The 23,060-nt window shown below is 69.8% G+C and carries 17 protein-coding genes; 5 read left to right on the top strand and 12 right to left on the bottom strand.

The features are described 5' to 3' along the window. Positions 1 to 25: 25 nt before the first annotated feature. The gene (locus ACFUEJ_RS14240; RefSeq protein ID WP_055475413.1) at positions 26 to 685 is read right to left on the bottom strand and encodes a PaaI family thioesterase; all 660 of its coding nucleotides are present in this window, start codon (positions 683 to 685) and stop codon (positions 26 to 28) included. Positions 686 to 795: 110 nt separating this feature from the next. Here ACFUEJ_RS14240 and ACFUEJ_RS14235 point away from each other — a divergent pair, with 110 nt between their 5' ends. Next, positions 796 to 1,638, top strand: coding sequence for a crotonase/enoyl-CoA hydratase family protein (locus tag ACFUEJ_RS14235; protein WP_065629864.1), 843 nt, complete (start codon positions 796 to 798; stop codon positions 1,636 to 1,638). Between the two features lie 302 nt (positions 1,639 to 1,940). Here ACFUEJ_RS14235 and ACFUEJ_RS14230 read toward each other — a convergent pair whose 3' ends face one another. After that, positions 1,941 to 2,936 (bottom strand): N-acetylglucosamine kinase, encoded by a 996-nt coding sequence (locus tag ACFUEJ_RS14230; protein WP_065629863.1) that lies wholly within the window; start codon positions 2,934 to 2,936, stop codon positions 1,941 to 1,943. Between the two features lie 100 nt (positions 2,937 to 3,036). On the opposite strand from ACFUEJ_RS14230, the gene ACFUEJ_RS14225 reads away from it, so the two are divergent. After that, positions 3,037 to 3,504, top strand: a complete 468-nt coding sequence (locus ACFUEJ_RS14225; protein WP_065629862.1) for a nitroreductase family deazaflavin-dependent oxidoreductase — start codon at positions 3,037 to 3,039, stop codon at positions 3,502 to 3,504. A gap of 25 nt (positions 3,505 to 3,529) precedes the next feature. Here the strand turns inward: ACFUEJ_RS14225 and ACFUEJ_RS14220 are convergent, their stop codons facing one another. Together ACFUEJ_RS14220 and htpG are read right to left on the bottom strand one after the other, a co-directional pair. After that, positions 3,530 to 4,522, bottom strand: coding sequence for a hypothetical protein (locus ACFUEJ_RS14220; RefSeq protein ID WP_388030070.1), 993 nt, complete (start codon positions 4,520 to 4,522; stop codon positions 3,530 to 3,532). Between the two features lie 31 nt (positions 4,523 to 4,553). Continuing rightward, the gene (htpG, locus tag ACFUEJ_RS14215) at positions 4,554 to 6,566 is read right to left on the bottom strand and encodes a molecular chaperone HtpG (protein WP_065629860.1); all 2,013 of its coding nucleotides are present in this window, start codon (positions 6,564 to 6,566) and stop codon (positions 4,554 to 4,556) included. A gap of 173 nt (positions 6,567 to 6,739) precedes the next feature. Between htpG and ACFUEJ_RS14210 the strand changes: the two genes are divergently transcribed. Beyond that, a complete protein-coding gene (locus ACFUEJ_RS14210) occupies positions 6,740 to 7,495 on the top strand; it encodes a PIG-L family deacetylase (protein ID WP_058253209.1) in 756 nt (251 codons plus the stop codon). On the opposite strand, the gene recD is transcribed toward ACFUEJ_RS14210, so the two are convergent. The 4 genes from recD to ACFUEJ_RS14190 are packed head-to-tail and all read right to left on the bottom strand — an operon-like array spanning position 7,492 to position 16,736. After that, positions 7,492 to 9,354 carry an exodeoxyribonuclease V subunit alpha gene (gene recD / locus ACFUEJ_RS14205; protein ID WP_247449354.1) on the bottom strand — a complete coding sequence of 621 codons (1,863 nt, stop codon included), beginning with the start codon at positions 9,352 to 9,354 and terminating at the stop codon, positions 7,492 to 7,494. The two genes, ACFUEJ_RS14210 and recD, sit on opposite strands and share 4 nt — an antisense overlap. After that, on the bottom strand, positions 9,351 to 12,734 hold the full coding sequence (locus ACFUEJ_RS14200; RefSeq protein ID WP_226513428.1) for a UvrD-helicase domain-containing protein: 3,384 nt from the start codon (positions 12,732 to 12,734) through the stop codon (positions 9,351 to 9,353). Before ACFUEJ_RS14200 ends, recD begins: the two co-directional genes overlap by 4 nt. Then, positions 12,731 to 16,189 (bottom strand): exodeoxyribonuclease V subunit gamma, encoded by a 3,459-nt coding sequence (recC, locus tag ACFUEJ_RS14195; protein ID WP_388030066.1) that lies wholly within the window; start codon positions 16,187 to 16,189, stop codon positions 12,731 to 12,733. Before recC ends, ACFUEJ_RS14200 begins: the two co-directional genes overlap by 4 nt. 31 nt (positions 16,190 to 16,220) lie before the next feature. Continuing rightward, positions 16,221 to 16,736: a thioesterase family protein gene (locus tag ACFUEJ_RS14190; RefSeq protein ID WP_159370924.1), complete on the bottom strand. Its 516-nt coding sequence runs from the start codon at positions 16,734 to 16,736 to the stop codon at positions 16,221 to 16,223. 133 nt (positions 16,737 to 16,869) lie between these two features. Between ACFUEJ_RS14190 and ACFUEJ_RS14185 the strand changes: the two genes are divergently transcribed. Together ACFUEJ_RS14185 and ACFUEJ_RS14180 are read left to right on the top strand one after the other, a co-directional pair. Further along, entirely contained in the window at positions 16,870 to 17,475 is a 606-nt protein-coding gene (locus tag ACFUEJ_RS14185; protein ID WP_159370925.1) for a GNAT family N-acetyltransferase, read from the top strand. A gap of 169 nt (positions 17,476 to 17,644) precedes the next feature. After that, positions 17,645 to 19,162: an NAD(P)/FAD-dependent oxidoreductase gene (locus tag ACFUEJ_RS14180; protein WP_159370926.1), complete on the top strand. Its 1,518-nt coding sequence runs from the start codon at positions 17,645 to 17,647 to the stop codon at positions 19,160 to 19,162. A gap of 33 nt (positions 19,163 to 19,195) precedes the next feature. Here ACFUEJ_RS14180 and ACFUEJ_RS14175 read toward each other — a convergent pair whose 3' ends face one another. The 4 genes from ACFUEJ_RS14175 to ACFUEJ_RS14160 all read right to left on the bottom strand — a co-directional run bounded on the left by ACFUEJ_RS14175 (position 19,196) and on the right by ACFUEJ_RS14160 (position 23,058). Next, a complete protein-coding gene (locus tag ACFUEJ_RS14175; RefSeq protein WP_388030063.1) occupies positions 19,196 to 19,924 on the bottom strand; it encodes an urease accessory protein UreD in 729 nt (242 codons plus the stop codon). A gap of 2 nt (positions 19,925 to 19,926) precedes the next feature. Then, the gene (ureG, locus tag ACFUEJ_RS14170; RefSeq protein WP_068972432.1) at positions 19,927 to 20,613 is read right to left on the bottom strand and encodes an urease accessory protein UreG; all 687 of its coding nucleotides are present in this window, start codon (positions 20,611 to 20,613) and stop codon (positions 19,927 to 19,929) included. A 61-nt stretch (positions 20,614 to 20,674) separates the two neighbouring features. Further along, on the bottom strand, positions 20,675 to 21,340 hold the full coding sequence (locus ACFUEJ_RS14165; RefSeq protein WP_068972433.1) for an urease accessory protein UreF: 666 nt from the start codon (positions 21,338 to 21,340) through the stop codon (positions 20,675 to 20,677). Then, entirely contained in the window at positions 21,340 to 23,058 is a 1,719-nt protein-coding gene (locus ACFUEJ_RS14160; RefSeq protein ID WP_065629850.1) for an urease subunit alpha, read from the bottom strand. Before ACFUEJ_RS14160 ends, ACFUEJ_RS14165 begins: the two co-directional genes overlap by 1 nt. Between the last annotated feature and the right edge of the window lie 2 nt (positions 23,059 to 23,060).

The following is a 23,060-nucleotide window of genomic DNA, read 5'->3' as shown; positions in this document are numbered from 1 at the left end:
CGGGCGACGGGCCGGCCCGCGGCGTTCAGCCCTCGCCGACCGAGTTCCGCATGGCGTCGGGCACCTCACCGCGAGCCCACCGCGGCAGGATGAAGATGCCCTCGGACTCGGCCGTGAGCTGGCCGTCGACCGAGATCGTCCCTGTGACGAACGTCTTCACACCCTCGACCCGATCGACGCGCGCCTCGCCGCGGATCACCCCGAGCGGCGTACCGCGCCGATACCGGACGGTGAGGGTGCCGGTCATCCCGGGCACACCCTGGAACTCCGCGGTCGAACCCAGCAGCTGGTCGAAGACGAGCGCGAGCACGCCGCCGTGGACGAGTCCGGCCGGACCCTCGTACTGGGGACCGAGTGCGACCTCGAGCCAGCTGTACTCGGATTCGTGATGGAGCTCGACCGGCGGTGCGATCGGGTTCCGCCGCCCCAGAACGGCATTGCCCCAGGACCGTTTGGTGCCGTCGGAGTTGAATCGGATGCCGAACGGGCCCGGCAGCTGGTCCTTCCGGAGGATCTCGGTGGCGGCGGCGATGAGCCGCCTCGCCTCCGCGATGTCTGTCTCACCGACCTCGGTGCGCACCGTCGCATCGATCAAGTCCCGGACGCTGCCCGCGATCGCGGACGCGAGTTCGGTCCGGTGCGCGAGTTCCTCCGGGTCGATGTCCTCCTGGATGTATCCGCTCATGTGCCCATCTAACAGGGTCGACGCACCGCTCTCGGCCCGACCGGTCGCCGTCGGTTGCCGTCGGCGGATCCGGACACCGCCGGTTCTGACCGCCGAGTAGGCTCCCTCGCATGACAGACCACGCCTGGAACGACCGCGCCTGGACCGCGTTCGACATCACCGTCTCCGACCACATCGCCGAGGTCACCCTCATCGGCCCGGGCAAGGGCAATGCCATGGGACCGGACTTCTGGCAGGAACTCCCAGAGCTGTTCGGGCACCTCGACACCGATCCGGAAGTGCGCGCGGTGGTGCTGACGGGGTCGGGCAAGAACTTCTCCTACGGCCTCGACCTCGTCGCGATGGGCGGGACGCTGTCGGCCGTCCTCGCCGGGGACGCCAAAGCCGCGCCGCGCACCGAATTCCTCGACTCGCTGCGCACACTCCAGGCCGGCATCACCGCGGTCGCCGACTGTCGCAAGCCGGTCGTCGCGGCCGTGTCCGGCTGGTGCATCGGTGGCGGCGTGGACCTGATCTGCGCGGCCGATGTGCGCTACGCCAGCGCCGACGCCAAGTTCAGCGTGCGTGAGGTGAAGGTCGGGATGGTCGCCGACGTGGGCACACTCGCGCGCCTGCCGTTCATCATCGGCGACGGTCACATGCGGGAGCTGGCGCTGACCGGCAAGGACATCGACGCCGCCCGCGCCGAGAAGATCGGTCTGGTCAACGACGTCGCCGACGATCAGACCGCCGTGCTCGAGCTCGCCCGCTCGACCGCCCGCGAGATCGCCGACAACCCGCCGCTCGTGGTCCACGGCATCAAGTCCGTTCTCGACCATTCGCGCAGCGCCGCCGTCCACGACAGCCTCCGCTACGTCGCCGCGTGGAACTCCGCGTTCCTGCCCAGCGAGGACCTCACCGAGGCCATCACCGCCGTCTTCGAGAAGCGCAAACCCGAGTTCAAGGGCCGCTGAGTCGCCCTGAGCTTCGAGGCTCGTCGACCTCAACGCGCTCCGTGGTCGCTTGCTCCGCCCGGCGGCTTGCGCTCCTCGCACCTCAGTACCTGCGGCCTGGCGGCCGTCGTGGACTACGAAAGAACACGCGTGGGCTTCCACATCTCTGCTCCCTGAGGTGCGAGCGAAGCGAGCCACGAAGGGCTCCGCAACCTGCCTCACCAGGCCCTTCGTGGCTCGTCGCTGGCGCTCCTCGCACCTCAGGGAGCAATGGTCATGTCGTTCCTTTGGATTAGGGAGCAATGGGGGCCGCTTCTTTCGGCTCAGGGAGCAGAGGTCCCACGGTAGACGTGCTCGGCCAGCGGGTGTGCGGCGTCGAGATCGGTGAGGAGTCGGACGCCGTCGAAGGGCGGGCCGTGCGGCGGTTCCACGGACACCTCCGGGGCTCGGCGAGAGATGGTGTCGACGAACCGGTTTCGGAGTCGATCACTGGCCGACATCACACCGCCGACCCAGCTCACGCGTGCTGGCTCGCCGGGCCCGCGGCCGCTGCGGTCGAGCGCGGTCATCGCCGACGTCGCCAGTTCGTCGGCGGCGTCGTCGATGACCTGTTGGGCCGCCGCATCCCCGGCCTCCGATGCGGCGTCGACCGCCCGGGCGAACGCGGCGATGCGTGCGACGCGGTCGGGGTCGGCCTGCACCGACATGTACAACTCGGCCAGCGGACCGAATTCCTCCTCGGTGGCCACGCGGAGTGCCGTCTCGGGCCCCCGGCCGTCGAAGGCGCGCAGTGCCGCGGTGATGCCCGACCGCCCGATCCAGTAGGCACTACCGGCGTCGCCGAAGAGGTATCCCCAGCCGTCGACCCGGCGGACACCGCCCCGGCCGACCCCGAGGGTGACCACGCCCGTCCCGACCGCGGTGACCGCGCCGAACTCGTGACGATTCGCGGCCAGATACGCGGTCACCGAATCATGGGCGAGGGCAACGGAGTCGACGCCTGCGTCGGCGAGCGCGGCGAGGAGATCGATTGGGCGGGAGGCGCCGGGGGTCAGTCCGGACACGCCGGCCGCGACCACCGACGGGCCGGGCGACCCGTCGGGACCCGACCTCACCATCGCCGTTCGAAGGATGTCCCGCACGGTTGCGGCGATCTGCTCCACGACCGGTCGGTCGGTACGGATCGGGGGCGCGTCGTGGTCGGAACCACCGTCGGGCGTCTCGATCCGCACGCGGGTGCCGGTCTGGCCGCCGTCGATCAAGATGTGCGTCACGCTGTCACCGGTCGTCACGGACCGCAACGCTACCTCGGTGCCCATCCGCCCGGAGGGCATCGAACCGTCACGGCGTCGGCGGAGACTCGACACGGGTCCGGGGAGTCGACGTCGATTCGCCGAATCCCCGTGACACACTGGGCGCATGACGGTGCGGCGCGGACTCGCGGTGAAGATCGGGTCGATCTCCTGGATGCCTCGCTTCCTCCCGCAGATCGTCAGGTGCGACAGCGTTCTTCAATCTGTGTCGGGACAGCGGCTGAGCCTGCTCGACATCGGTGATCTGCCGAACATCACGATCCGGGTCCCGGGCCGCAAGAGTGGTGCGATCCGGACGACGCAACTCCTGGCCGTCCCGGACGGGTCGGACTGGTTGATCGCAGGCTCCTACTTCGGCGGTCCCAAGATGCCGGCGTGGGTCTTCAACCTCCGCGCTGCCGACGAGATCGAGATCATCGTCCACGGTGAGGTGTCGGAGGCGGTGCCCACCGAACTGGTCGACGCCGAGCGGGACGCGGCCTGGCAGACGCTGCGGGCGGTGTGGCCGAACTTCGATCTGTACGAGAAGCGCACCGACCGCCGCATCCCGGTGTTCCGGCTGCGACCGCGCTGACCCGACCTGGTCGGAACTCGGTGGGTCAGCCGTCGGTGACGAACTCGGGACTGCTCTCGGTGAGGTCGACATGGCCCACGAGGTACTGCTCGTCGACGGTCTCCACCCGGGGGCCGTCCGCGTCGTACTCGGGGGTGTAGGACACCCGCCAGCGCACCGGGCCGACGACGTCGACGACACCCAGACCCGACCCGTCCCGGCTGCTGTCCCCACTCGCATCCGAAACCGGAACACGGAGCAGATAGCGCAGCCCGGACAGGTCTTTCGGAGCCGTCCACCGCACACTGCCGTCCACCGCGGAGCGGTACAACCGTTGGGTACAGCCCGCGACCTGGCGCCCCGCATCGGCCTGGGTCGACGCCGCACACGCGGTCAGGTGCGCCGACACCGAATCGCTGACGGCTCCGGCGCCGGTGGCGCTCAGTTCGCCGACGACGCGGACGGACATGGGTCCTCTCGGCGTGGTCGGAGGATCGTCGTCTGCGACGCGCGCGACGAAGTCGGTGTCGCGGGAGCCCCAGCGGTGCGGTCCGGGGAACACGTGCACCGTGTCCCCTTCCTCGACCTCGCCGCCGAAGAACGTCGGTTGCACAACCCGTAGCGACTCGATCCGGACCGCGATCGCGCCGTCGACGACGGCCCAGCCGTCGGCGACCCGTACGGTCCGGATCTCGGTGTCGATGACCCGGGCACCCATCCGGTATCTCGCCCGGACGTTCTCCTCCGGCGCACCGTCGGCAGCAGACCGGACCTCGATGTCGCCCAGCGGCGCCGCGGAGCGTTGAGCCCGCAGGACGTTGTCGGACAGAAACCGGGTGTCGGGGCGCGGATCGATGACACCCAGAGCCGCGTCGGCGTCGGCATCGGCGAGCGCGTCGAGATAGGTCTGCACCGCCTCGGACGGGGTGGCCGCCCGCTCGTCCTCGCGGGCCAGCCCGACGACGAGCGCGGCGACCAGCACCACCGCCAGGACAACCGCCACGCCGCCGAAGACGACGATCCGTCTTCGGCGGCTCACGTGCGGCGTACCCGTGGTCTGGACAGACCGATCAGGACTCCGAACCGGCCGACGGTCCGCTCGCCGCGAACGATTCGGTCAGCCGACCGGCCAACAGCTTCGCGAACTCGGCCGGGTCGTCGAGCTCACCGCCCTCGGCGATCACGGCCATGCCGTACAGCAGCTTCGCCGTCGGCACCAGTTGTTCGTGATCCCCGGCTCCGTAGGCCTTGTTCAGCGCGGCGACGAGCGGGTGATCAGGGTTGAGCTCCAGTGCCCGCTTGGACTTGGGGAATTCCTGACCGGACGCCCGGTAGAGCTTCTCCAGCTGCGGAGACATCGAGAACGTGTCACCGACCAGGCACGCCGGCGACTCGGTGAGGCGCGACGAGAGTCGCGTCTCACTCACGTCGTCGGAGAGGGTGCTCGTGAGCCACCCCAGCAGGTCGGCGTAGGTCTTGTTCTGCTCCTCCTTGGCGGAATCGTCGGCGTCCTCGTCGTCACCGTCGAGGTCGACGGCGCCCTTGGCGATCGACTGGAACGACTTGCCGTCGAACTCCGCACCCGCCGAGACCCACATCTCGTCGACGGGATCGGACAGGACGAGAACCTCGATTCCCTTGGCGCGGAACGCTTCCATGTGCGGCGAGTTCACGATCTGCTGACGCGATTCGCCGGTCATGTAGTAGATCGTGTCCTGACCGCTCTTCATCCGGCCGATGTAGTCGGCGAGTGTGGTCAGTTCGTCCTCGGAGTGGGTGGTCGCGAACGACGAGGCCTTGAGGAGCGCCTCGCGGTTGTCCGGATCGTTGACCAGACCTTCCTTGAACACCCGGCCGAAGGCATCCCAGAACGTGCGGTAGTCGTCGGGCCGGCCGGCGCGCATCTCGGTGACCGTCGAGATCACCTTCTTGGTGAGCCGGCGACGGATCGCGCGGATCTGGCGGTCCTGTTGCAGGATCTCGCGGGACACGTTCAGCGACAGGTCGGCCGCGTCGACGACACCCTTGACGAAGCGCAGGTACTCCGGCATCAGTTCGGCGCAGTCGTCCATGATGAAGACGCGCTTGACGTACAGGTGGATGCCGACCTTGCTGTCGCGCATGAACAGGTCGAACGGTGGCTGCGTCGGGATGAACAGCAGCGCCTGGTACTCGAAGGTGCCCTCGGCCTGCAGCGTGATGGTCTCCAGCGGCGCATCCCAGGCGTGGGAGACGTGCCGGTAGAACTCCTGGTACTCCTCGTCGGTCACCTCCGAGCGCGACTTGGCCCAGAGCGCCTTCATCGAGTTGATCGTCTCGGCCTCGACGACCGTCTTCGTCTCCGGCGCTTTCTTCTCGTCCGCGTCGTCGGCGTCGGAGGCCTCGGTGTCGGGGGTCTCCACCGGAACGGTCTTCTCGACGTCCATCCGGATCGGCCACGCGATGAAGTCCGAGTACCGCTTCACGAGCTGGCGAAGCTTGGTCGGATCCGAATAGTCGTAGAGGTGATCCTCGGTGTCGACGGGCTTGAGCGCCAACGTGACCGAGGTGCCCTGCGGGGCGTCGGGGACGTCGTCGATCGTGTAGGTTCCGTCGCCGGTCGACTCCCAGCGGGTGCCGGTGCTCTCCCCCGCCTTACGGGTCACCAACGTGACCTTGTCGGCGACCATGAACGTCGAGTAGAAGCCGATGCCGAACTGACCGATCAGTTCCTCGGCCGCAGCGTCGGACACCCCGTTCGCGCGAGCCTCCGCGAGCGACCGGCGCAACTCGGCCGTGCCCGAACGGGCCAGCGTGCCGATCAGGCCGACGACCTCGTCGCGGGTCATGCCGATGCCGTTGTCGGCCACGACGAGGGTCCGGGCCTCGGCATCGGGGTCGAGCGTGATGTGGAGGTCGGAGGTGTCGACGTCGAGGTCTTTGTCGAGCAGGGACTCCAGCCGCAGCTTGTCCAGTGCGTCGGACGCGTTGGAGATCAGCTCGCGCAGGAAGCTGTCCTTGTTGGAGTAGATCGAGTGGACCATGAGATCCAGCAGCTGCCGGGTCTCGGCCTGGAACTCGTGGACTTCGGGCTGAGCGCTCATCGCAGACCTCCATGTTCTGTTCTCGTGCACCGGACGGACGAACATCTCCGCGCCGGTGCGACACGTGTGACGGACACCGACTTTACCGAGCGGTGGTGTGGCTACCCTGGGTCGGGGACCGACTACCCCGCACGACATCCGTGCCGTGCGGGAACGATCAGGAAGCCAGGTGGATGGGCACACCCCGACTGCTGTTGGTGCACGCGCACCCCGACGACGAATCACTGTGGACCGGTGGACTCATCGCGCGTCACACCGACGCCGGCGGCGAGGTCGACCTCGTGATGTGCACCTGGACCGACGGCACCGTCCGGCACCGCGAACTCGCCGACGCGGTCGACATCCTCGGCATGCCGCGACCACCGATCATGCTCGGCTATGCCGACGACCGGCGACCAGAATCCGCACCCGATGCGCAGCGGCTGTGCGAGGCGTCGTTCGACGAACAGGTCCGTGCGCTCACCCACCACATCCGGGCACTGCAACCCGACATCGTCATCACCTACGACCCGCTGGGTATCTACGGTCACCCCGACCACGTCCACGCGCACCGGCTCGCGTGCGCGGCGGCCGACGCGGCGGCGTCGACGAAGCTCTATCACCGCGCCGGGCCGGCGTGGCGCGTGCGTTCGCTGTACTTCGCCACCATCCCGGAGTGGATGATGGACATCCTCGCGGAGAGCCTGTTCGCGGACATCCCCCGGGAGCAGCTACCCGGCACCCCGGAGTCCGAGATCGACGTGGTCGTCGATGTGTCGGATCTCGCGGCCCGCAAGAGGGCGGCCGTCACCGCCCACCGTTCCGAGATCGATCGCAGCCGGGCCATCTCCGGCTTCATGTCGCTGCCCGACGACATCCAGGAGAAGCTGCTCGGCGTCGAGTGCTATCAGCGCCGCGACCTCGTCCCCGGTGGTTGCGACCTGATCTAGGAGCGGTCGAACGGCGTCACCGCCGATCGCAGACCGCTGGCGCGCTGCACGCGGCGGTCGACCGCCGCGGCCAGCACCTCGGGTGTCCCGACGATCCGCACGTGGTCGCGGGCGCGGGTGATGGCGGTGTACAGCAACTCCCGGGTGAGCAATTCTGAGCCCGTGGGCGGGAGGATCACCGTGACCTGCCGGAACTGGCTGCCCTGGCTGCGGTGGATGGTCATCGCGTGGACCGACACGACGTCGGCGAGCTGCGTCGGGTGCAGGAGTCGCACCGATCCGCCGCGACGGAAGGCGACCCGGACGCCGTCGGCCCCCTGCGTCCGGCCCTCGGGATCGGCGATCACCACGCCCGTGTCGCCGTTGAACGTCGCCGTCTGGCGGTCGTTGGCGGTGACCAGGATGGGCTGTCCCGCATACCATCCGGCTAGCTCGGCGCCGGCGGTGCCCAGCCACTCGGTGATCCTGGCCGACCAGCCACGGACACCCCATGACCCCTCCCGGTGCGCGCACAGCACCCGGTGGGCGTCGAGCGCGTCGAGCGCCCCGTCGGCATCGGCACGACGGGCCGCTGCCCGCAGCGCCCGGCCCCATTCGATGAGATCGGCACGGACGGCATCGAGGTCGTCGGGCGCCACGAGTTCGACGTTCGGGACGTCGTCCGCGGCGACCAGTCTCAGGACTTCGTCTGCGTCACCGGCGTTCACGGCCGCCGCGACCCGCGAGATGCCGCCGCCGAAACGGAATTGGCGCCGCAGGGTGATGACGCCACCGGCGAGATGATCGGTGTCCTCGGGTTCCAGTTCATGATCGGCATCCCCGCCCACCGCCTCGAGCGCGGCCTGTGATACCGCCGTCATGGTTCCCGACTCTCCTTGCACTCCAGCGACATCCGCCCGTTCGACGAGATCCGCGAGCACCGCTCCGGCCTCGACCGACGCGAGCTGATGCGGGTCACCGACGAAGATCACCCGTGCATCCGGCCGGACTGCGTCGAGCAGACGGCTCATCGCGGTCATCGACAGCATCGAGGTCTCGTCGACGACGATGACGTCGTGCGGCAGTGTCCGCCCGCGGCCGTACCTCGGGTTGGCACCCGGGCGCCAGCCGAGCAACGAGTGGAGCGTGACGGCGTGCGCCGTGACGGGAACCGTCGACTCCGCTTCCACCGAGGCCTGCAGCTGAGCCGCCGCCCGGCCCGTCGGCGCGCACAGTCCGATACGGAGGCCGGGTCCCTGCAGGGCGTCCAGCACCGCGAGAATGCGTGCGACCGTGTAGGTCTTGCCGGTGCCGGGACCGCCCGCCAGGACGGTGGTCCAGCGGGTCGCGGCGACCGCTGCCGCCAGCTTCTGCAGGTGCCCGTCCTCGGGCGAGGTGTAGACGGCGGCTATCGCAGCGCGCAGCGCATCGGCTTCGACCACGGGTGTCGTCTGTGCGCGGCGGGCCAGCGTCTCGCGGATCGTCTGTTCCTGCCGAAAGTACTTCTGGAGGTACACCAGCGGCCCATCGATGGACCGTCTCACCACCAACGGACGCAACGGACCCGCCTCGCTGCCCGCGACGAGCGGGCTCTCGAGCAGTGCGTCGAGCACCGCATCGGACGACGGGATGGTGAGGTCGGCGGTGTCGTCGCCGGCCAGCTCGCCCAAACGGTCCAGCGCGAGGCACGTCGAACCGAGCCGCACCGCACGGACCGCCAGCGCGGCGCCGAGACGCGCGGTCTCGGACACCGGCTCGGCGCACATCGTCACGAGACGGTCGGTGATGTGCACGTCCGCGGCGGCGAGGACTCCGGCCTCGTTCCATTCGGCGAGCACACCGGTGGCCCACTCCACCACCTGGACGTCGGACACGGTCATCGGGACGCTCCCGCCAGTGCATCGGACAATGCGAGGATCAGGTCTGCGGGCAGATCCCACTCGAACACGCCGCAACCGGGCGGCGTGCCCGGCCCGGCCATCCCGCGCACGAAGTGGTACTGCACCGGGCCGAGATGCCGGACCGGATCGTAGCCGACGACGCGCCAGCGCAGATACCTGTGCAGCGCAACCGAATACAGCATCGCCTGCAGCGGATAGTGGGCGGCGATCATCTCGCCTGCCATGGCCTCGGTGTCGAAGTCCTCGACGACCAGGTCCCCCGCCCGGATGCGGTTGGTCTTGTAGTCGACGACCACGTAGCGGCCGTCCGGGGTGCGCAGCACCGAGTCGATGCTGCCCGTCAGGAAGCCGCGCAGTTCACGATCGGGGAGCTCGCGGAGGTGATCGACGTAGTCACGCAACGGATCGTCGTCGGGCAGATACCGGTCCAGCAGTTCGGCGAACACCCCCGGCGTCGCCCCACGGGCGCCGGGGGCGCGATCCGGCGGCCCCAGTGGGAGCTCGAAGTCGAGCTCGGCGAGGCGATCTCCCGGCTCGACGCCCCAGAGATCGCCGAAACCGAGTGGCGTGGTGAGGACGCCGACGAGCGCGGCGACCAGTACGTCGGCGTCGATGTCGGCCGGCAGGACCCCGAGTGCGCGCGAACACAATTCGCGCACGTGGGTTTCGATGTCGGGCTCCGAGGTGTCGACGTATTCGAGGACCTCGTGCACCAGGGTGCCGAACGCCGCCCCGTAGGGCAGCCCGTTCATAAGCGACGGCGTTCCCGCTCGGCGCCCCTCGGCGGGCGGCTCGTCGAGCTCGATCGGGTCGGCGACCGGCTCGTCACCGAGGATGTCGTCGGCCGGTTCGCTGCCGGTGGTGACGACAGAACCGGCGGGCCCCCCGGGTGCGCCGTGCGCGACGTCGGCGACGATGGCCGAGTACGACGTGCGACGCCATTCCTGATCGATGGCGCGCCGGAACCGCGCGACCCCGAGGGTCGCCGTCTCGACATCGGCGTGCGGCGGGGCCGCCACCGCACCGGCCTCGATCCGGCCGGCGGGCTCGACCGAGATCGCGGCATCGCGCCCGGTCAGGGTGCGCAGGACGCCGACGCACGTGGCGTCGTCGTCGGGTATGGGGACGTCGGGGGCGACCGACCACACCGATTCGCCGGTCTCGGAAGGGATTCGGGTCGCGGTGTCGCGCCCGAAGATCAGCCGGTGCAGCGGCCCGCTCGTGGTGTTCATCGACGGCGCCCACCACGCCACGACCTGCGATTGCGCCCGCGTCAGCGCGACGTAGAGCAGCCGGAGGTCTTCGCCGGCCGTCTCCTCGGCGTACCGCTTGCGCCGCGCCGCGCGGCCGGGCGCCTGCCCGCCACCGACATCGAGACGCCGGGTACCCGACTCGTCGTGGTAGGTGATGTTGCCGCGGTCGCCGATCCACGTCCCGTCCCAGCCGTAGGGCACGTAGACGATCGGGAACTGCAGGCCCTTGCTGGCATGCACGGTCATGATCTGGACGGCCTGGGTGTCGCGGTCGAGTCGTCGACTCTGGTCTTCGTATCGCTGGCGCGCGGACGTGTCGGCGATCCGCTCGGCCAGCCACTCGACGAGGCCGCTGACTCCCGCCGAGGTCTCGACCACGTGCTTGTTGCAGAGCGCGGACACCTGCAGGAGATCGGTGAGGATGCGTTCACCGTTCTCGGTGGCCAGGACGCGCGCGGCGACACCGTGCGAGTCGAGCAGGCGCTGCGCCATCGCGGCGAACCCGCCCTGCACGAACACCCGTCCCAGCGATGCCAATTCGGCCCCGAGCTCGGCGACCTCGGGTTCGCCTGCGGTGGCCACCTTCTCGATCGACCAGCCGAGCAGGGTCGTGAGCGCCGCCAACCGCACGCGGTCCGCGCGGGAGGGTTGTTCGACGGCACGCATCACCCACAGCCAGTGCTGGGCCGCGGTCGTGGAGAACACGTTGACCCCCGACCCGATCACCGAGTTGATGCCGCGCTCGGCGAGCTCCCGCTGGAGCGGCTCGATGGTGCTGTTGAGTCGCACCAGGATCGCGATGTCGCCGGGATTCACCGGGCGGGAGGTTCCGTCGACCTCGAGCCGAGCGCCCTGGGCGAGGGTCTGCGCGATGTCGTCGGCGACATCGACCGCGATCCGGTCGCGGACGTCCTTCACCGCGGGCAGGTTGTAGGCGTTACGGGACGTGAAGTCGGTGCGCAGGAACGCGCGGATGCGTAGCGGCGGACGACCGTCGAGCCGGCTGCCCGGGTGTGCCGCCGAGACCGGATGCACCACGATGCCCGGATGTCCCAGCGCCGCTTCGCCGTACAGATGTCCGAGGGCGTCGACGAGCGCGCCGTCGGATCGCCGGTTCACGTCGAGCGCCTGCAAGGTGTCGGCCGAGGACACCGCGGCGAGGTAGCTCAGGACCTCGGCACCGCGGAACCCGTAGATCGACTGTTTGGGGTCGCCGACGAGGATGAGTCGGCGATGGCCGTGGAAACACCGGCGCAGGATGTCCCACTGCAACGGGTCCGTGTCCTGGAACTCGTCGACCAGGACCACGGTGAAGGTGTTGCGGATACGTTCGCACGCGCGCTCGCCGACCACCGGGTCGGTCACGATGCGTTGCAGGATGGCCTGCAGGTCGTCGTAGGTCCGTACGCGCGCATCACGTTTGCGCGCCTCGACGATGCGGCGGACCGCGGACGCGAAACTTACCCGACGGGCGGCCACCGCATCGCCACCCGGCCCGTCGGTCGACTCGGAGGTGTCCGGCGCCAGTGCGACCGACGCCTGGCGTACCGCGTCGCGGGCGATCGACCGCGCCTCGGTGAAGTCGAATTCCGGTGTGTCGCTTGCCCAGAAGCCGCGCAGGTAGAGGTCCAGCGCCACCTCTTCGGTGAGTTCGTCGACCTCTTCGACGATCGAGTAGACCAGTTCACGCTCACCCAGGAACCCCAGCGCCTCCAGCATGCGGTTGCAGAACGTGTGGGTGGTCGCGATCGTCGACGCGTCGAAGTCGCTCAGAGCGCGGGCGAGATTGCGACGACGGGTGGCGACCTCGTCCGGTGCTCCCTGCGCCAGCATCTGCAGCAGCGCGTCGTGGCCGGGGGCGGCACCGGGACGGTCGAGCCCGTCGAGCAACTCGCGCACACGGTCTCGCATGCGTTCGCGCAGCTCGGCGGTCGCGGCCCGGCTGAAGGTCACCAGCAGCATCTCCGAAATCGGGACACCCTCGGCGATGTGCCGTGCCGCGAGTCCGACGATGGCGTAGGTCTTCCCGGTTCCGGCGCTCGCCTCCAGGACCGTGGTGTGATCCGGCAGGTCGGCGGTGACGTCGAAGGTGGCCGGCCGTCTCACGTGCCCTCCCGGTGCTGATCGAGTGGCACCCACACGGTTCGGGCCAGCCCGGCGAACAACGGTTCGTCGTCGGCCATGCGCAGTTCGACACCGCCGACGGTGCGGTGGTCGGGTGTCGCGCCGTCGAGGAGGTCGTCGAAATCGATCTCGGCCAGCACGTCCCCGCCGAATGCGAGCTTCACATATGGGTCGTGCGCGGCACCGAATCTGTCGTCGAAGTTCCGGCGGGCGTTGGCGAGCGAGAACGTGCTGCGCCGGCCGGGCCCGTCGTTCTCGACGAACGTGTACGCGGGTTCCAGCGGCAGCGGCAGCGGACGACGAAGACCCTCGTCACGTAGCCGGACGAGGTCGTGGAGCAACGGAACCGGATCCTCGGGGCGCCGGAGTGTGATGGTGGTGGTCCCGCCGCCTCGCGGGGCCCGCCCGATCAGGACCGCCGAGTCCACCGACCGCGCCGCGGCATTGCCCTGGGTCGCGGCGGCGGCCACCGCGAGAAGCGTGATCCAGCCGCTGAGTTGCTGTTTGGCCTTGAGCTTGGAGTACGTCGGCCGCACCAACGCGGCCGGCCCGGTGTCGCCGAACACGTCACCGACCGTTCCGTGCACCCGGCGGCCGTCGGGTAGTCGGACCAGGACGTCGAGGGTCGTGGGAGTCCCTGTGCGCAACGGCTCGACGACGCCGTACAGCCGCGTGACCGTCCGCGAGATCGCGCGGAGCTCGCGGGTGCCGAAGGCGAACGGCGGCAGCGTGCCGCGCCGGAGCTCGGCCGCCTCGCACTCCCCGATGGACACCCCGGTCAGCATCCGGGAGAGGAATCGGTCGCCGATCCCCCACTTGTCCAGTGGTTCCAGTTCGACATCGAGCTGGTCGTCGTGTGGCCGGTCGTCGTCGGGGATGCGGGCACCGAGGCGCTGGCGGACGAACGCCACGATCGGGTCCACGTGGAAGTCGATGAGGGTCGCGAGGTCGATGTCCTCGGTGTCGGGGTTCCGTTCCGGCGCGGGCAGCACCTCGGCAGCGGCGACCACCACGCGCCGCGTCGGCTCGCGTAAGGCCTCGGCTCCGCGAAGCATCGACGCGTCGTGGCTGAACGGCCCCGCGATTCCCGGCACGCCACCGGGGGTGAAGTTCCGCGCGTCGAACCCGTGCAGCGAATGCCGGCGAACGGGACTCACGCCGGTCAGACCGGTGAGCGTGTCGACCAGTTCGCTCACGACCACAGCGGGCGGGATCCGCCGGCCGGAGACGGGGTCGGCGCCACTGTAGAAGACGAGGAGGGCATCTTGCGCGGCGCAGATCGCGTCGAGGAAACACTGCCGGTCCTCGTCCCGCGGATTGCGTTCGCCCACCAGCGGATCGACGCCGAGTACGTCATCCCCGTCGATACGCTGGACACGCGGGAACACCTCGGCGTCGATCCCGAGCAGCACGATCACCCGGTGCGGCACCGAGCGCATCGGCACCATCGTGCACACCGTCAGTTCTCCGGTGCGGAAGTTCGAGCGCGTCGGCCGGCCGGCGACCAGCGCCGACAGGAGGTCCCGCACGTCCGCCAGACGCAGCACCTCCTCCGGCTCGACCGGTCGGGTGTCCCCGAAGGCCTCGCTGAGCATTCGGATGGCCTGTGCGCGTTGCCAATCCTCGGCGGGCTCGGTCGCCGTCAGCGACGAGACGGCGTCGATGAGCGTCTCCGCCCATCGGTGCGCGGGAGCGGCTTCCCGCAGTTCGGCCAGCACCCGACCGAGTCGGTCGAGGAACTCGTCGAACCTACCGACGAGATCGATGCCGGTGCTCTCCACTCCGGCGAGCGGCAGTGCGGTACCGAGCCATTCGTCGTCGGCCTCCTCGGCGACGACGCCGAGGGCGATGCGGTCCAGGCCGGCGTCGAAGGTGCCCTGGCGGAACCGTTCGAGACCGTAGCGGGCGCGTTCGGCGACGCCTATCCCCCACCGGACGTTGCTGTGCGCCAGCCATTCCCGGATCAGATCCAGGTCGTCGTCGGTCATCGCGAACCGGGTTCGTACCGGCGGGGCGCCGAGGAGGTCGACGACGTCACCGGCGGTCACCCGGCCCGCGGCCAGCTCCACGACTCCGACGATCACGTCGAGGATCGGGTTCACATGGCGAATTCCACGGTCGGCGAGCCGAACTCGCAGGTCGAACGCCGGATGCGGCAGTCCCGCTTGTCCGAATGCGCCACGGATCAGGGGTGCGAAGGTCTCGACGTCCGGGCACATGATGAGGACATCGCGCGGCTGCAGCTCGGGATCGGCGGCGAACAGATGCAGCAACCGATCCCGCAGGACCTCGATCTGCCGCTCGGGCCCGTGACACGCGTGCACCTCTACGGACGGGTCCGCGGAGACGGTCGGGTCCGACGTGTCGGTCTGGTCCGACGTGTCGGTGAGGCCGGGCGCGGGAGCCAGGTCGTCGCGGATCCCCGACTGGACGACGTGCAGCGCGGTGTCGCCCAGCACCGACTCCCGCGGCACATGGTGCAGGTCCCGATCGACGATCGGAGCGAGCCGCAACTGGAGTTCCTGCAGATCACGGGAGAGACCGGCGAGCAGGGGGTTTCGCAGTTCGGGGAGCTCGCACTCCCCGCGTCGAGGTGGGACCCTATTGCCGGAGTCGGGGTCGACGAGGGCACCGAGTTCCGCCCACAGCCGTGGACTCGGGTGGGGCACGAACAGGTGGACGTCGTGGTGGACGGCCGCGGCCGCGGCGATCTGACGGAACGACTCGGTGATCCGCGTCGGCCCGAAGACCGACAGTCGTTCCGGCAATCCCCCCGCCGCGGGGTCGGTGCGCAGCCGATCGCAGACCGCGGCGAGATCCTCCGCGGGATGCGGCCGGCCGATCTCGGCGCGGACCGCGCGCCAGAACCCGGGCTGCCACGCCAGGTCGTCCCGCAGGGGGCGGCCGGCACCGTCGAGATCGTGGCCGGCGGCCCAGTCGGCGATCAGCGACGGACGCGACCGCCCGTACCGGTCGAACAACTCGGCCAGATGGCGTGCGGTGGCGTAGCGGCGCCCGACCCGGGGCGAGGAGGTGTCGCCCGCGCCGATGTGCCGCGCGATCACGTCGAGCGCGGGGTCGTCGACGCGGTCGTCGAGGACACGCAGCACCGGCCACGTCAGCTCGGCCGCGCGCCACGGATCGTCCGGCGCCGTCAGCGAACCCGAGGTGTTCAGACGCGTATCACCGAGCACCGCCGCGACGATGGCGTCAGCCAGACGGGACGGCCCGGTGAAGTCGATGTTGGCCGCGATTCCGTCGTCGCCCGCCCCCGCCCCCAGGCGCCGGGCCAGATGCTGGGCGAGCCACCGCTCGACTCCCGCGGCGGGAACCGACACGATCTCCGGGCGCATCGGGTCGCCCAGCGGGTGCGCGAGGACCTCGGCCAGCGCATCGGCCAGCGTGTCGGTGCGTTCGGCGCGGTGCAGGATGAGCATCGGACGGCTGTGACTCCGGGGCCCGGCCCGGTCAGCCCGCGGCGTTCGACCGGGGCGTGTGGAAACGCACCGGCTCGCCGAGGCGCGCGGTCAGCAGCGGCCGGGCGTCGTCGGGAATCGGGGTGGGCCGGCCGGTGTCCGGGTCGACGACGACCATCGTGGTCTCGGCCGTGGCGCACAGCGTCCCGGACTGGTCGATCAGGCGCAGCGCCATGACGAACGACGACCGGCCCACGCGTCCGATGCAGGTGCGCACGTGCACCGGGTCGAGCGAGTAGTGCACGGGAGCGGAGAACTCGATGTCCTGACGCGCGACGAGGAACGAGAACTTCCTCGGCCGGTCGGGCATCCATTCATAGAACGAACGCACCCGGCTCTCCTCGAAGATCCGGGAGATCTGCACGTTGTTGATGTGGTTGTTGATGTCCATGTCGCCCCAGCGCAGCGCGACCGGGATGTCGAGGACGTAGTCCGGTCCGGCGGAACCGGCTGCGGTTGCCTCGGGATCGAGGGCATCTGGATCGGGGGCATCTCGGTGGGGGGCCACGGCGCGATCTTAGTGCGGGACACGCGTACGACGAACTGCAGGAGTCACAGCCGACCAGACCGTAGACTCACTCGCCGGGGCAGGACGTCAGGCGAATCGGTGCGCGCACCCCCGCGCGCGGTGAGGGGCTCGGGTGAACATCGACACGGCACGGGCTCGGCTGCGCCCGGTGTCCGCCGTCGATGTCGACGAGCTCGTCCACCTCGACAGCGATCCCGAGGTCATGCGGTACGTGAGCGGCGGTGCCGCGACACCGCGCGCCGTGATCGAGGACTGGGTGGTCCCCCGCGCCGAGACCGCACACCGCAGACACGGCACCGGCACCTGGATCCTGTGCGACCCCGCCACCGCCGCCTTCCTCGGCTGGATCTCGCTGCGCACACCACGGCACAGCAACCGTGCCGAACTCGAACTGAGCTATCGCCTCCGGCGCACGGTGTGGGGCCGCGGCCTGGCGACCGAGGCGGCGTTCGCCCTCGTCGCGTTCGCGTTCGACCACCTCGGCACCGAGCGCGTGTTCGCGAGCACGGTCGCCCGCAACGCGTCGTCGCGCCGCGTGATGGAGAAGCTCGGGATGACGCTCTGCGCCATCCACCTCTGCGACGACGCCGCGGACTCGGCCGAGCTGCTGACCATCCACCCGGACCGCGACCGGTCCGAGGTCGAATACGAGCTCCTACGGGCCGACTGGCAGGAGCGCTCGCAACGATGGTCATCGGCCGGGGGTCTCAGCGCGTGAGCGCAACACCCCTCTGGCCGCGCCCAACGGATCATCATTGACTACCGTTGAGAACATGCACGGTCGTACTCCGGCCCCGGCGCTACACGGCCCCCTCGGGTAGCACCCCATTCGGTCCGCCGAAGTCCGCACGACCGTCGCCCAACGACCTGGAAGGAGATGTCTGGAGATGAGCAGCCCCGCCGTCCAGGCCCCCGCTGGAGCAGCCACGACCCGTCGGAAAGTGGTCATCATCGGTTCGGGCTTCGGCGGATTGTTCGCCGCCCAGCGACTGGCCAAGGCCGATGTCGATGTCACGCTGATCGCCAAGACCACCCACCACCTGTTCCAACCGATGCTCTACCAGGTGGCGACCGGCATCGTCGCCGAGGGCGAGATCGCACCGGCCACCCGCGTGGTCCTGCGCAAGCAGAAGAACACCGCGGTGCTCATGGGTGATGTGTACGACATCGACCTCGAGGCCAAGACCGTCACCTCCCGCCTGCTCGAGCGCATCACGGTCACCCCGTACGACGACCTCATCGTCGCCGCCGGCGCCGATCAGTCCTACTTCGGCAACGACCACTTCGCCGAGTACGCACCCGGTATGAAGACCATCGACCACGCACTCGAACTGCGCGGCCGCATCCTCGGCGCCTTCGAACAGGCCGAGCTGTCCCACGACCCCGCCGAACGCGCCAAGCTGCTGACCTTCGTGGTCGTCGGCGCCGGCCCGACCGGTGTCGAGCTCGCCGGTCAGATCGCCGAGATGAGCGACAAGACCCTCAAGGGCGCGTTCCGCAACATCGACCCGACCGAGGCCCGGGTGATCCTGCTCGACGCCGCGCCGGCCGTCCTGCCGCCGTTCGGGCCCAAGCTCGGCGGCAAGGCCGCGGCCCGGCTCGAGCGCATGGGCGTCGAGATCCAGCTGAACGCCATGGTCGTCGACGTCGACTACGACGGCCTGGTCGTCAAGGAGAAGGACGGCACCACGCGCCGCATCGAGTCGCAGTGCAAGGTGTGGTCGGCGGGCGTGCAGGCCAGCCCGCTCGGGCAGCAGCTCGCCGAGCAGTCCGGCGTCGAACTCGACCGCGCCGGCCGGGTGAAGGTCCTGCCCGACCTCACCATCCCCGGCCATCCCGAGGTCTTCGTCGTCGGCGACATGATGGCCGTCGACGGTGTCCCGGGCGTCGCGCAGGGCGCGATCCAGGGCGGCCGCTACGCCGCCGACGCGATCAAGGCGGAGATGAAGGGCCAGACGTCCGACCAGCGCAAGCCGTTCAGCTACTACGACAAGGGTTCGATGGCGACCATCTCGCGGTACTCCGCGGTGATGCAGGTCCCGATCCCGGGCATCAAGAAGACCTTCGAGACCGAGGGCTACTTCGCCTGGCTGGGCTGGCTCGCCCTTCACCTGGTGTACCTGGTCGGGTTCCGCAACCGGTTGAACACCCTGATCAACTGGTTCTTCGCCTTCACCACGCGCGGCCGTTCGCAGCTCGCGGTGACCGAGCAGCAGGTCTACGCGCGCACCGCGATCGGCCAGTTGTCGGCGCTCGAGAAGGCCGGCGAGACCTCCGATGCCGAACCGGCGAAGACCGATGCCGGAACAGTCGACTCCGCGTCGACCGCTCCCGGGGCGACGGGCTCGGTCCCCACCGAGGGCAAGGACGCCGACGGCAAGGAATCCGAGGCCGAGGCCAGCTGACCCGCGGACGGCGGCCGGCCCGCCGGCGGTCGTCTACGGCACGACGGCCAGTGAGTCCATCTCCAGGCCGTCGGCCAGCCGCCGCGCGGTGCTGACCGAGGTCCCGAGCGCGGTGGTCAGACTGGCGCCGCCGGCCAGCTGCAGACGCGCGGCGAAATCGGTCCCGTGCACGTCGCCGGGCCGGTTGTCGGGGTACCGGAACACGCTGCTCGCCGCCCGGTGGCCCGCGGCCCCCGCGGGTGTGCCCCGACCGAGCGAGAGCCGATGGGCCAGCACCACTTGATCGTCGACCTCGACGCGCAGACCCCCGGTCCAGGCACCCATCCGGTCGCGGTCTACCAGCGTGGCGTCCGTCATGCTCGCCGCCCGGCCGATCTGGACGTGCTCGTGTAGATCGAGGGTCGCGCCGGCGGCGAGTCGTGCCGTGATGTCCGAGCGGTGGACCGCGCCACCGGCGACGACCGTCGGCTGCGGGTCGATGCGCAGGCGACCACCGTCGCCGACGGCGATCTCCCACCGAGCCGACGAGTCCGGACGGTCGCGGGCCGGCAGCGCGATCGTCGCCGCGACGCTGCCGAGGCGCAACTGCGCACCCCGTTCGACCTCGATGCGCACCACGATCTCGTCACCACCGAGCGGCGTGGCGGCGGTGCCGATCAGCTGAACGTGGCCCGGCGCGGTCACCCGCACGCCCAGTCCCCCGACCGCCCGATGACGCACGCCACGCTCGACGGTGGCGACGATGTCGACCTCGGTGCGCATCGTCACCCGGCGGCGACCGGGGCCGCCAGTTGGGCCCGGACCCAGGCCAGCACGTCCGTCGCGGCCGGGTCCTCGGTCAGCGAGATCATGGCGGTCTGCCGGCCCTCGCGGACCTTCGCCGCGTCGCGCCGCATGACGTCGAGGTCGGCGTTGACGCGCTCGGCCAGATCGATCTTGTTGATCACCAACAGGTCCGAGAACGTGACGCCGGGTCCGCCCTTGCGGGGCACCTTGTCCCCGCCCGCGACGTCGATGACGAAGATCTGCACGTCGATCAGACCTGTCGAGAATGTCGCGGTGAGATTGTCGCCGCCCGATTCCACGAGGATCAGATCCAGCGGTGGGTTCGCCTCGACGAGATCGTCGATGGCGTCGAGGTTGGCGGTGATGTCGTCCCGGATGGCGGTGTGCGGACATCCGCCGGTCTGGACGGCGGTGATCCGTTCGTCGGGCAGAACAGCGTTGCGGCGCAGGAAGTCGGCGTCCTCGGTCGTGTAGATGTCGTTTGTCAACACGGCGACCGACAACTCGTCCCGGAGCTGTCGGCACAGTGCGGCCACCAGCGCGGTCTTGCCCGATCCGACCGGGCCACCGACACCGATGCGCAGCGCCTCGCCGGGCTCGCGCTTGCGGCGCGGCCGGTTGTGGTCGTGGGTGTGCGGCTGCCCGTCGATGAGATGCGGGGGCATGGGAACTCCTCTCGGTTCGCGACGGCGACTTCGCCGGGTCACGGGATGGGTGGCGCGATGGTCAGGACATGAACAGCGGCATCGGTTGCCGCTCATGGCGTTCGGCGAAGATGTCGAGCACCGGATCGGACAGGTCCGCCAGGCCGACCGCGGCCTCGGCGGCGACGCGTTCGCACTCGGGACCGAGTTCGGCGATCATGATCGACACGTCGGCCGGGTCGAGTGCGAGCAGGCGCTGGCCGGCAGTCGCCGACCCGCTCATCGTGGTGTACACGAGGATCAGGGCCGTGTGGAAACCCGACAGCGAGGACACCGCGCCGATCGACCCGCTGATGACGGGGAGATGCGTCGACGGCCGGTGGGCCGACCAATCGACGTCCGGCCACATCCGCCGCGCCAGCCGCACCATCCCGCGGCCCTGCGCCAGCGATGCCTTCCGTGCGGCCGCCGACGGCGTGCGCGCATCCGTTTCGCGTTGCGCGCGGGGCACGTCGAGTGCGCCGTCGGCCACGGCCGCCGCCACCGATGCCGCGACGAGACCGCTCGTGGTCACCCGGCGGTACAGGAAGGAAGCGAGATCGCCTGCGGTGCGAATGAATCCGTCGGTGATCGCCTGCTCGACGCCACCGGAGTGGACGTGCCCGCCCACCGGTAGACGCGAATCCGCCAGGGCCAGCATCATCGCCAGCGGCGCGGAGGCGCCCGGGTTCGTGTCGTCGGGTCGCATCAGAACAGGAAATACCGTTGCGCCATCGGGAGTTCGGCGACGGGCTCGGACTCCCACACCTCACCGTCGACCCGCACCGTGAACGTGTCGGGGTCGACCTCGATCGTCGGGCAGGCGTCGTTGTTGACCATGTCGGCCTTCCCGACGCCGCGGGTGTTCTTGACCGGGACGAACCTGCGGTCGACCCCGATGCGCCCGGCGAGATCGGCGTCGGCACCCGGGGCGACGAAGCTGACCGACGTCGCGGCCGCGAGTTTCGGTGCGGCACCGAACATCGGGCGCGGGAAGACCGGTTGCGGCGTGGGGATCGAGGCGTTGGCGTCGCCCATCGCCGCCCACGCGATGGCGCCGCCCTTGATGACCAGATCGGGGCGGATCCCGAAGAACGCCGGGTCCCACAGCACGAGGTCGGCGAGCTTACCGACCTCGACGGATCCGATCTCGTCGTCGAAGCCATGCGCACGCGCCGGACAGATCGTGTACTTCGCGATGTAGCGACGTGCGCGATTGTTGTCCGCCCGACCGTCGCCGGGGAGCGAACCGCGTTTGCGCTTCATCACGTGCGCCGTCTGCCACGTCCGGAGCACGACTTCGCCGATCCGGCCCATCGCCTGCGAGTCCGAGCCGATCATCGAGATGGCGCCCAGGTCGTGCAGGAGGTCTTCGGCCGCGATCGTGGACGGCCGGATCCGGCTCTCGGCGAAGGCGAGGTCCTCCGGCACGGTGGGGTTGAGATGGTGGCAGACCATCAACATGTCGAGATGCTCGTCGAGTGTGTTGACCGTGTGCGGGCGCGTCGGATTCGTCGACGACGGAAGCACATTCGGGTAGGCCGCGACCGTGATGATGTCCGGCGCGTGACCACCGCCCGCGCCCTCGGTGTGGTAGGCGTGGATGCCGCGGCCGGCGATCGCGCCGAGGGTCGTCTCCACGAACCCGGCCTCGTTCAGGGTGTCGGAGTGCAGGGCGACCTGCACGCCGGTCTCATCGGCCACCCGCAGGCAGGCGTCGATGGCCGCGGGCGTACTGCCCCAGTCCTCGTGCAGCTTGAAACCCGAAGCGCCCGCGCGGATCTGCTCGTGCATCGACTCGGCGCTGACGGTGTTGCCCTTGCCGAGGAGCGCGATGTTCATCGGCCAGTGATCGGTTGCGGCGAGGATCGAGGCCAGATGCCACGCGCCGGGTGTCACGGTGGTGGCCTTGCTGCCCTCGGCCGGACCCGTACCGCCGCCGATCACGGTGGTGATCCCGTTGCCCAACGCCTCGTCCATGATCTGCGGACAGATGAAGTGCACATGGCAGTCGATCGCGCCGGCGGTGACGATCTTGCCGTTGCCGGCGATGATCTCGGTCGACGGCCCGATGACCAGGTCCGGATGCACCCCGTCCATGGTGTCGGGATTACCCGCCTTGCCCATCGCGACGATGCGACCGTCCCGAATTCCCAGGTCGGCCTTGATGATTCCCCAGTGATCGAGGACCACGACACCGGTGATGACGGTGTCGGGGGCGCCGTCGGCGCGGGTCGCCCGACTCTGTCCCATCGACTCGCGGATCACCTTGCCACCGCCGAAGACGGCCTCGTCTCCGGCGCGACCCGGTCCGCCCGACAGGTCCTCGGTGACCTCGATGAGCAGATCGGTGTCGGCGAGGCGGATCAGATCGCCCGTGGTCGGGCCGAACAGCTGTGCGTACCGGTCACGTCCCAGGATGGCCATGC

This window comes from Gordonia sp. NPDC057258, from assembly GCF_042668985.1.
GTDB lineage: Bacteria > Actinomycetota > Actinomycetes > Mycobacteriales > Mycobacteriaceae > Gordonia > Gordonia hongkongensis.
The sequence above is the reverse complement of the archived record's forward strand: the minus strand, read 5'-3'. Positions and strand labels throughout refer to the sequence as shown.